This is a genomic window from Marinobacter sp. G11, from assembly GCF_021282325.1.
In the GTDB taxonomy this organism is placed as follows: domain Bacteria; phylum Pseudomonadota; class Gammaproteobacteria; order Pseudomonadales; family Oleiphilaceae; genus Marinobacter; species Marinobacter vinifirmus.
Genome location: NZ_JAJSPB010000029.1, coordinates 36,709 through 45,641, shown reverse-complemented (window position 1 = coordinate 45,641; position 8,933 = coordinate 36,709). Strand labels below are relative to the sequence as shown.

Annotated in this window: 11 protein-coding genes; 8 read left to right on the top strand and 3 right to left on the bottom strand. The window is 59.4% G+C overall.

The features are described from left to right. Positions 1 to 319 precede the first annotated feature (319 nt). The 4 genes from LWH94_RS15630 to LWH94_RS15615 all read left to right on the top strand — a co-directional run bounded on the left by LWH94_RS15630 (position 320) and on the right by LWH94_RS15615 (position 2,969). Complete coding sequence (locus tag LWH94_RS15630) at positions 320 to 1,144, top strand: hypothetical protein (RefSeq protein ID WP_232902801.1); 825 nt, start codon at positions 320 to 322, stop codon at positions 1,142 to 1,144. Between the two features lie 115 nt (positions 1,145 to 1,259). Further along, positions 1,260 to 1,517, top strand: coding sequence for a YdcH family protein (locus LWH94_RS15625; protein WP_022988575.1), 258 nt, complete (start codon positions 1,260 to 1,262; stop codon positions 1,515 to 1,517). 65 nt (positions 1,518 to 1,582) lie between these two features. Next, the gene (locus LWH94_RS15620; protein WP_022988574.1) at positions 1,583 to 2,020 is read left to right on the top strand and encodes a YtoQ family protein; all 438 of its coding nucleotides are present in this window, start codon (positions 1,583 to 1,585) and stop codon (positions 2,018 to 2,020) included. A gap of 52 nt (positions 2,021 to 2,072) precedes the next feature. Then, complete coding sequence (locus LWH94_RS15615) at positions 2,073 to 2,969, top strand: DNA ligase (RefSeq protein WP_232902800.1); 897 nt, start codon at positions 2,073 to 2,075, stop codon at positions 2,967 to 2,969. Here LWH94_RS15615 and LWH94_RS15610 read toward each other — a convergent pair. Continuing rightward, on the bottom strand, positions 2,966 to 3,559 hold the full coding sequence (locus LWH94_RS15610) for an ATP-dependent zinc protease family protein (RefSeq protein WP_232902799.1): 594 nt from the start codon (positions 3,557 to 3,559) through the stop codon (positions 2,966 to 2,968). The two genes, LWH94_RS15615 and LWH94_RS15610, sit on opposite strands and share 4 nt — an antisense overlap. 225 nt (positions 3,560 to 3,784) lie before the next feature. On the opposite strand from LWH94_RS15610, the gene LWH94_RS15605 reads away from it, so the two are divergent. The 3 genes from LWH94_RS15605 (at position 3,785) to LWH94_RS15595 (ending at position 5,696) form a co-directional block, all read left to right on the top strand. Beyond that, positions 3,785 to 4,696 carry an alpha/beta hydrolase gene (locus tag LWH94_RS15605; RefSeq protein ID WP_232902798.1) on the top strand — a complete coding sequence of 304 codons (912 nt, stop codon included), beginning with the start codon at positions 3,785 to 3,787 and terminating at the stop codon, positions 4,694 to 4,696. Continuing rightward, positions 4,693 to 4,998: a hypothetical protein gene (locus LWH94_RS15600; RefSeq protein ID WP_022988570.1), complete on the top strand. Its 306-nt coding sequence runs from the start codon at positions 4,693 to 4,695 to the stop codon at positions 4,996 to 4,998. Before LWH94_RS15605 ends, LWH94_RS15600 begins: the two co-directional genes overlap by 4 nt. Before the next feature lie 119 nt (positions 4,999 to 5,117). Next, entirely contained in the window at positions 5,118 to 5,696 is a 579-nt protein-coding gene (locus LWH94_RS15595; protein ID WP_058342050.1) for a porin family protein, read from the top strand. Between the two features lie 63 nt (positions 5,697 to 5,759). Here LWH94_RS15595 and cysK read toward each other — a convergent pair whose 3' ends face one another. Next, positions 5,760 to 6,731, bottom strand: a complete 972-nt coding sequence (gene cysK, locus LWH94_RS15590; RefSeq protein ID WP_058342049.1) for a cysteine synthase A — start codon at positions 6,729 to 6,731, stop codon at positions 5,760 to 5,762. A 103-nt stretch (positions 6,732 to 6,834) separates the two neighbouring features. Between cysK and LWH94_RS15585 the strand changes: the two genes are divergently transcribed. Continuing rightward, entirely contained in the window at positions 6,835 to 7,614 is a 780-nt protein-coding gene (locus LWH94_RS15585) for an ATP-binding protein (protein ID WP_232902797.1), read from the top strand. Positions 7,615 to 7,620: 6 nt separating this feature from the next. On the opposite strand, the gene LWH94_RS15580 is transcribed toward LWH94_RS15585, so the two are convergent. Further along, on the bottom strand, positions 7,621 to 8,928 hold the full coding sequence (locus LWH94_RS15580) for a DUF3422 family protein (protein WP_232902796.1): 1,308 nt from the start codon (positions 8,926 to 8,928) through the stop codon (positions 7,621 to 7,623). Positions 8,929 to 8,933 lie beyond the last annotated feature (5 nt).

Below are 8,933 nucleotides of genomic sequence, written 5' to 3'. Positions count from 1 at the left end.
TATGGGGCGGCGACAACTTCGCCAGCACGGAGGCTTTACGTTCTTCGGAATAACGAGGCACTATCAACACCTGAACCGCCCAACTGGTTAAAAATTAAGTAGTGCCAACTATCCTGCCAGAGGGGGGAGTAACGCTGCCTCGCTTCAGTACGAAGACACCGCGTATCGTGGCAACAGAAAAAGCCCTGAACCTATTGCTCCATCTGAACAAAGTAAACTGTTCATAAATGGCTGGACTCAGGGTGGCCGGCCGCTTGCGAAAAGCAGCCGCTCTGGTGTTTTTCCACCCAAGGCTTTGGAAACCTGGTCGCCCGAAGTCATGGTGGAAGAGGATAATCTCAGGCGCCAGTTCGAGCGAGAAGCGGTCGAAGGCGGAGAGCCCTATAATCCAGCAGGCTGGATCAACGGAATCAGCATCCGATTCGCAACACTTCCTCGCGTGAGTTGGGCTTTGTTGTGGATGCAGCATGGCGGCCGCTTTATAGCGACCTGGTTGTTTGGTTTGTTTGTCATAGCCATGTTGATGACTTGGTTCAACATAGGCGAAGAAATTGGCGCTCACGCTTTCTGGACGGAAGCGGTTTTCCCTTTTGTCGCATATCTCTATGCACCGGCTTTTTTATTTTGGGCGATAGGTCGCTTTCTTGAAAAGCACTTCCCCCACATCATCTACCGCCGCCCCAAAGGCCCCAAATGGGAGCTGAACCGTCGCACCGGCATGGTGACCCTCTACTACGATCCGGAAACCGACGAGCGGACAGGTGAGATCAGTGCCCAGGCACCCTTCGATGAATGGGATGGTTACCTGGTTACCTTGCCGGATCGTCAGGGCAACCTCTGGTATCGACTGAACCTGGTACACAAAACTGAAGAGTGGGCCTTACCTCTGAACCAGTTGATGCCAGCCACCACTAACCGGGAAGACGTCCTGGCTTTCTGGCTGCTGGTTTGCCGGTACATGGATGTCACCCAGCCACTGCCGGATATTCCGCTGTTCGAATCCTTCCGTCACCAGGATCCCCGCTCGGTTCGCCATGATGAGAAAGCCGGTCGTAATCCCCGTTACTGGCGGGATATGAGCAAGCAGGAATACGAGCGGTTCAAGCAGGACAATCGACACAAACTGCACAACAACAAGTGGTAACAAAGGGCCGTGAGTCATGGCTGATGGCCATCGGGTTGACGTTGATCAAGAGCGCTCTCAAGCCATAGGCATACAGTGAATTCAGGCACCAACAAAACCCAGGAGAACACCAGGAATGACTATCGAAAAGCATGATCTGTTGCACGAGCTTCCCGAGTCCAAGGAAGCCATTCACCAACTGAAAACCAGCAACAGCCACTTTGCCAAGCTGTTTGACGAGTACCATGATCTCGACCACGAGGTTCACCGCATCGAAACCGGTGTTGAGAACACATCAGACGAGTATCTGGAAGAGCAGAAGAAAAAACGCCTGCACCTGAAGGATCAGCTTTACACCATGATTCGTGAGCATGAGGCTTCCGTCGCGGGCTGATACCTACATTATAGCCGGCCGGTAGGTTAGACTGGCCGGCTTTAATTCAGCTTAAGGAGCCCAAAATGATCTGGACCGTATACCTTTCCGGCGAAATCCACACCGACTGGCGTGAGCAGATTGCTGCGGGTGCCGAGGCGGCCGGCCTGCCGGTTGAGTTCACCTCTGCCAATACCGACCACGAATCCAGCGACGCTGCGGGCGACTTCCTGGGCAAGCCGGAGAGCAACTTCTGGCGTGATCACCAGTCTTCCAAGGTGAACGCCATCCGCACCAAGACTCTGATTGAGCAGTGCGACCTGGCGGTTATCCGCTTTGGCGACAAGTACAAGCAGTGGAACGCGGCCTTCGACGCCGGCTACTGTGCCGCCATGGGCACGCCATACATCACGCTGCATGATGAAGATATCGTGCACCCGCTCAAGGAAGTAGATGCAGCTGCCATGGCCTGGGCACAAACGCCGGAGCAGGTGGTTGAGCTGCTGAAGTATGTAACGGCCTGAGCAAAGAGTTTTTCGGAATACCATCAACAGGATGTAAAAAGGGCAAAGGAACATGCCACTCTTCATGACCGGCAGTGCCAGGGCAGCAGCCCTGGCACTCAGCCTGCTTTTTCTTTCGTCACTTGCCGCTTATCCGGCTCAGGCCAATGCGGGTGCGGGGCCTCCGGCCATTCCCCTGGCGAATGTCTATCACCCGGGTGTAAACCTCGAGGATTACTGGGTCAGTGAAAAACTGGACGGTGTCCGGGCCTATTGGGATGGCGAGAAGCTCTGGTCCCGGGGCGGGCATGTGTATGCGGCGCCGGACTGGTTTACGGCGCAGTTTCCGTCACATCCGCTGGACGGTGAACTCTGGAACGGTCGCGGGCGCTTTGCCGAGTTGTCCGGGGTGGTGCGCAAGGCGCAGCCGGTGGACGAGGAATGGCGCCAGGTGAGGTTTCACGTGTTTGACCTGCCTGTTCCTGAAAAGGTGTTCGAGCAGCGTTATCGCCAGTTGAAACAGCTGGTCGAAGCGTCTGGTTCACCGTATCTGGCCCTGGTGATGCAGCGGCCGGTTGCTAGCCAATCTGAACTGATGGCAGAACTTGGTCGGGTGGTGGCTGCCGGTGCTGAAGGTCTGATGCTCAAACGTAGAAGCAGCCGGTACCAGGCCGGCCGTTCAGATGATCTGCTGAAAGTGAAAACCCACGACGACGCCGAAGCCACGGTGGTTGGTCACCTGCAAGGTAAGGGCAAGTACAAGGGGCTGATGGGATCGCTGGAAGTGGAGCTGGCCAATGGCCGCCGCTTTCGTATTGGCACCGGCTTCAGTGATGTTGAGCGACACAATCCGCCGACTGTTGGCACGGTGATCACCTTCCGCTACCGGGGCGTCACGGCCACCGGCTTGCCCAGGTTTGCCAGCTTTCTACGAGTGCGAAATGATGAGCCGGAGGTGAGCCCCGATTAGGGCTCTACCGCCTTGCTGCTCTCGGCGAGCTCTTCCAGTGTGCTGTATTGACATTCCTGTTCGGCAACAAAGCTTCTGGCGGAATCGGTCAGGATGTTGTCATCCCGCATAAACCGGCGGCCCAGCAGTACCGGGTAGGCGAACTTGCCCCGGTCGGTGAGGGAAAACTGGGTTTCGTGCATCTTGCCGGCGATGCAGAATTCCATTTTCACCACATGCCGGCGCTGGGAGGGTGCACCTTTGCGCTTGATCAGCACCGTGCGGTAAACCGGTCGCTCGAATTCCAGGATGACTTCGTCGTGTTCCAGCTCACCTTCGCTGGGCTGGTCTTCATGATCGCCCAGCGGGAGCTGGAAGCGCACCCATTCCTCGTTGTCTTTCTCGAAAGATTCCACGTTCACTGCATGCAGCGACGAGGTCTTGGCGCCTGTGTCCAGGCGCGCTTTCAGCCGGATGCCGGTTTCGCCCATCACCACCCATTCAATGAAACCGAGCACTTCCGGTTCGGCAGAGCTTTCTGGTTGGGGCTCGGCAAGGGCCGGGCTGGCTGAGAACAACAGGCTCGTCAGGGCGATGATGGCAAATCGCATAGGCTACTTCCTCTGGCTGCTCAGTGGACAACAGGCGCGCACGGCCGGTTTGGGTGATACGGGCACAAAGACTAGCAGGATCAGGTGTCTGTCGCCCTTTCGGGCAGATTACCAAACGTTGAGCCACGGCGCTCCGGTTTGCCCCGGGGCCGCATTCTGGCCCGAAAATGGCCAGTGCAAAGCACCGCCAAGGGCGTACACTGGAAGGATACACGGGAGATAACCATGGTGTCTGTTCCTTCCGCTGGGCGAGTCCAGCAACACATTTCAGCCATCGCCAGCGGCTTTCTGGGTGACTGGCTGGAGCACCGGGGCAACGCACTGGCGGTGCCGATGACGGTGTTTGCCGACGGCGAGCCACTGGATCTGCTGAACCCCCGGCCCGCTGCGCCGGGCAGTGTGCTGTGCCTGTCCATCCATGGCTTAATGGAGCTGGAATCAGTATGGGATTTTCCGGGCCAGCCAGGCGAGCACTATGGCTCCCGGCTGGCTGAACGGTTAGGGAATGCCTCGGCACTCAAGCTCCGTTTCAATTCCGGCCGTCCCATCTATCGCAATGGCCAGGACCTGGCCGCGCTGCTGGAGCGGCTGGTCAGCAACTGGCCGGTACCGGTAACACGCCTTGTCCTGCTTGGCCACAGTATGGGCGGCCTGCTGATTCGCAGTGCCTGTCATTACGGGGCGGAAAATGATGATAGCTGGATCCGGCTGAACCCGGACTGCGTGTACATCGGCTCGCCCCACGACGGTTCCTGGCTGGCAGTCGGTGCCCACAAGGCCGCCGGCTGGCTCAACCGGGTGCCCCGGGATTACCTGAAGGTGGTGGGCGAGGTGATCGACCTGCGCAGTGAAGGCATTCGCAACCTGTCACGGGGCGAGGTGTTTGAACCGGGCACGGCGCACCAGCCGCTGTTAGCCGGCGCCCGGCATTATGTGATCAGCGGCCTGCTGGCCAGGGGTGAAGAGCACCTGGTGAATGCCTTGTTTGGCGATGCGCTGGTGCATGAGGCCAGCGCCCGGGGTGCCAGGCAGCCGGGCTGGCAGCTGACCGGCACAGCGAATTTTCCGGGGGTGGATCACATCCGCCTGGCCCATCATTCAGCCGTAGCACGGCAACTTGAGGAGTGGCTGGTATGAAACCAACCCATAGCAATGCCCATTGGTGGCTCGGCGTGGCAGACCTGCTGGCCCATGGTGTGCAACACGGAGCGGTCAAGCTGCAACGGATTCACCTTTCGGTGGCGGATGAGAGCTTTCGGGTGCTGGAAGCCATTCCCGCAACCCGGCACAGCAGTCGCATCGTACGTGTCTGCCACCACGAAATATCCCGCCTGAGCTATACCGGCTTGTCGCTGGCCGGGCGGGCAGCCGCCGGACTGGCCGCCAGGGCCGCTGCGGGTCATGTCCGGAAACATGACCTGAATGTGAATAATTCTTAGTACGGTTTTAACCCAAAACGCGAAATTTCCCCGGTAGGGTAGGTTCACGCAATCGGGAACGAGTCGTCCCGGTTGTTCGTTTCGACGAATGGAAACCTGACCACAGAGGAAAACGCGTTATGAGCTACAAAGCCAGTTTTGCGTGTGCCACCGTTCTGAGTGCTGCTGTATTCACCGCCCCGGCCGTCTGGGCGCAGGACAGCGTCAGCCGTGATCAATCCGGCCCCTACATCAGCGGTAGCTACGGGGGCTACAAGTCCCACGGTGGCGAGTTCGAGGATGAGAACGACTTGCTGGGTGCTGCCTTGGGTTACCAGTTCAACGAATTCTTCGCCCTGGAGGCCGAGTACATCGATTTCGGCAACTTCGGTGATGACGAGGTAGAGGGCAAGCTTAAAGGTGCCGGCCTGAGTGCCATTGGCCGCCTGCCGCTGACCAACAGTTTCGGTGTGTATGCCAAGGCAGGTGCCTTTGCCTCGGCGTTTGATGTAGACGCTTTCGATGAAAGTGAAACCTACGATGAAGTAAACCCGTATGTCGGTGCCGGTGTGGATTTCCGGGTGACCGAGCAGCTGACAGCGTTCGCCGAATACAACCGCTACAACGTGGATATCGATGAAGACGACTTCAACGGCCAGGTGACCAATGACGGCCCGGACTTCGATACTGGCCGGGTGGGCCTGAAGTTCCAGTTTTGAGCCGCCTGAAACCAAAAAGCGCAGCCCGGCGAGGCTGCGCTTTTTGCGTTTAAGGAACCTGGATTACTGCTGGTTTTCCAGCTCACCAAAGGTGTCGGCAAACAGCGCCGTAGACAGGTAGCGCTCGGCGGAATCCGGCAGGATCACCACAATGTTCTTGCCCTGGTGCTCCGGCTGTTTGCTTACCCGGACGGCTGCCGCTACTGCAGCTCCGCAGGAGATGCCGCACAGAATCCCTTCTTCTTTCATCATCCGGTGTGCCATGGCCATGGCGTCTTCGTTGCTGATGGCTTCAACCTGGTCCACCAGGTCCATATCCAGGTTGCCCGGAATAAAGCCTGCGCCAATGCCCTGGATTTTATGGGGGGCCGGCTTCGGGTCCTGGCCGCTGCGTACCTGGGTGATGATCGGCGAATCGGTGGGTTCCACGGCTACGGTGGTCACAGCCTTGCCCTTGGTCTGTTTGAGGTAGCGGGAAACACCGGTCAGGGTGCCACCGGTGCCCACGCCGGAAACAAAGATGTCCACTTCGCCGTCGGTGTCGTTCCAGATTTCCGGGCCGGTGGTGTCTTCATGGATGCGCGGGTTGGCCGGGTTCTCGAACTGCTGGGGCAGGAAGTGGTTGTCCGGGTCTGCCGCCACCAGTTCTTCCGCCCTGGCAATGGCGCCGGCCATGCCCTTGGCGGGTTCGGTCAGTACCAGGTCGGCGCCCAGGGCTTTCAGCACCTTGCGGCGTTCCAGGCTCATGGAGGCAGGCATGGTCAGTACCAGCTTGTAACCCCGGGCGGCTGCCACGTAGGCCAGGGCAATACCGGTGTTGCCGCTGGTGGGCTCAACGATAGTCATGCCGGGCTTCAGAACGCCGCGTTTTTCCGCATCCCAGATCATGGCGGCGCCAATGCGGCACTTGACGGAATAGGCCGGGTTGCGGCCTTCAATCTTGGCCCAGATCGTGGCGCCGTCGTTCACCCGGTTCAGTCTTACCAAGGGGGTGTTGCCGATGGAAAGGGAATTGTCGTTATAGATGCGTGCCATGGTTTGCTCCTGGTGTCTGATAAGATCTGCAGATCCTACCCCTACAGGTCTGGCCAAGGCCAGACTGTGAGCGGGCATATTCAGAACCAAACGGAGTAAGGTTATGAACGAAACCCCCTTCGACTGGGCACAGAGTCCGGCTGCGGTCTGGCGTCGCCACCGTTCGGGCCTGCGGGCCATTCGCCGGCTGGACCCGATCAGCTGGGACGATCTCACCGGCATCGCGCGACAAAAACAGGCCCTGGCCCGCAATACCGAGCGTTTTCTGGCCGGTGAGCCGTCCAACAACGCACTGCTCTGGGGCTCCCGGGGTACCGGCAAGTCGTCGCTGGTTAAAGCCCTGCTGAACCGATACCGGGACCGGGGGCTGCGGATGATCGAGGTGGACAAGGACGACCTGGTAAACCTGCCGGAAATTGTCGATGACATCTGTGACCTGCCGTACCGGTTTGTGATCTTCTGCGACGACCTGTCGTTTGATGTGGGGGAGTCCGGTTACAAGGCACTGAAAAGCGTGCTGGAAGGCTCGCTGGAGTTACCGCCGGAGAATGTGCGGGTGTATGCCACCTCCAACCGCCGGCACCTGATGCCGGAGTTCATGAGCGACAATGTGAAAAGCGAAGTGCGGGATGGCGAGTTGCATCCGGCGGAGGCTATCGAGGAGCAGGTGTCGCTGGCAGACCGCTTTGGCCTGCAGCTGTCGTTCTATCCCTTCTCCCAGGATATCTACCTGCAGGCGGTGGATGCCCTGTTCCCGCAAGTGGCAGACCGGGAACAGCTGCATATCGAAGCGCTGCGCTTTGCCACCGGCAAGGGCGTGCGCAACGGCCGCACCGCCCAGCAGTTTTTCCGCCAGTTTTCCGGTGACCCCCGGTTCACCTGAGGCCGGCTACTGCCGGCGGGCCATCTTGATAAACCGGTGGTGAATCATGCGGATGCCGATGAACACTAGCACCATCACCACCGGAATGGCAACGCCCAGCACCAGCGAGTGATTAAAGGCTACGCCGGCCTCGCGCAGGGTATCCAGTGCCAGCTTCAGCAGGCCGATCAGGTAGTAGGAAATGGCCACCACCGAGAAGCCTTCCACGGTGTGCTGCATCATCAGCTGGATGCGCGAACGCCGGTCCATGGAGCTGAGCAGTTGCTGGTTCTGGCTCTGGATGGCCAGTTCCACCCGTGTGCGCATCATATCCGAGGCCCGGTCTACCCGGCGCGACAGGTCTTCCAGCCGTTCACCCACGGCCTCACAGGTTTTCACCGCCGGGGTCAGGCGCCGGGTCATGAACTCGGTGAGGGTGAGGTGGCCGGACACTTCGTCTTCCCGCAGCTCTTCCAGCCGGGTCAGTACCAGCCGGTGGTAGGCCCGGGTGGCGGAAAAGCGGAAGGTGGAATGGGCCCGGAAAGCTTCAATGCGCGAGGCAATGTTGGTCAGCTCCGCCAGGATCTTTTGTTCGTCCAGGGTTTCGTTGTCGGCCAGTGACTGGGTGATGTTTACCAGTTGCTGATCCATGTCGTTCAGGGCCGGGGTGATTTCCCGGGCCAGGGGCAGGGCGAGAAGCGACATCAGCCGGTAGGTTTCGATTTCCATCAGGCGCTGCACCAACCGGCCCAGCTGGCTGTCTGACATGCTGTGGTTAAGCACCATAAACCGCCCGAACTGGTCGCTGTGCAACTGGAAGGTGCCCAGAATCCGCGCCGCCCCTTCCTGCGGACTGCTACCCACCAGGCGCATGCCTTCAAAGTGTTTACGCATGAACGCCAGCTCGTTGCGGGCGCTTTCAGACGATGGCCGTACTTCCACATGGAAGGCCCCTACCACCGTGCCTTCGAGTTCGTTCAGCCAGCCGTCCGGCAGCAGGCTGATGCCGGTTTCGGCAAACGGATCGGCATCGGAGTCCCGCAGGTTGGTGAAGGTGTAGGTGGTGAACTCCATGTGCACTTCCCGGCGGATGCGCAGCGGGCCGAAATCCTGTTCGTAGCAACTTACTTCCTGTTCCGGCCAGTGTTCGCCCAGCAACCGGTGCAGGTTCTGCAGGTGGCGGAACTGGCTTTGCCGCTGGGCCGGGGTGGTCAGCAGGGCGATCTGGGTAACCCGGGCGCGTGAAGGCAGCACCTGGAACGGCCGGGAATGGAGTTCCTGGTACAGATCGGCCCGGAGCGGGTGGAAATCCAGGGGGCGTGGCTGGGAGGTCACGGAGC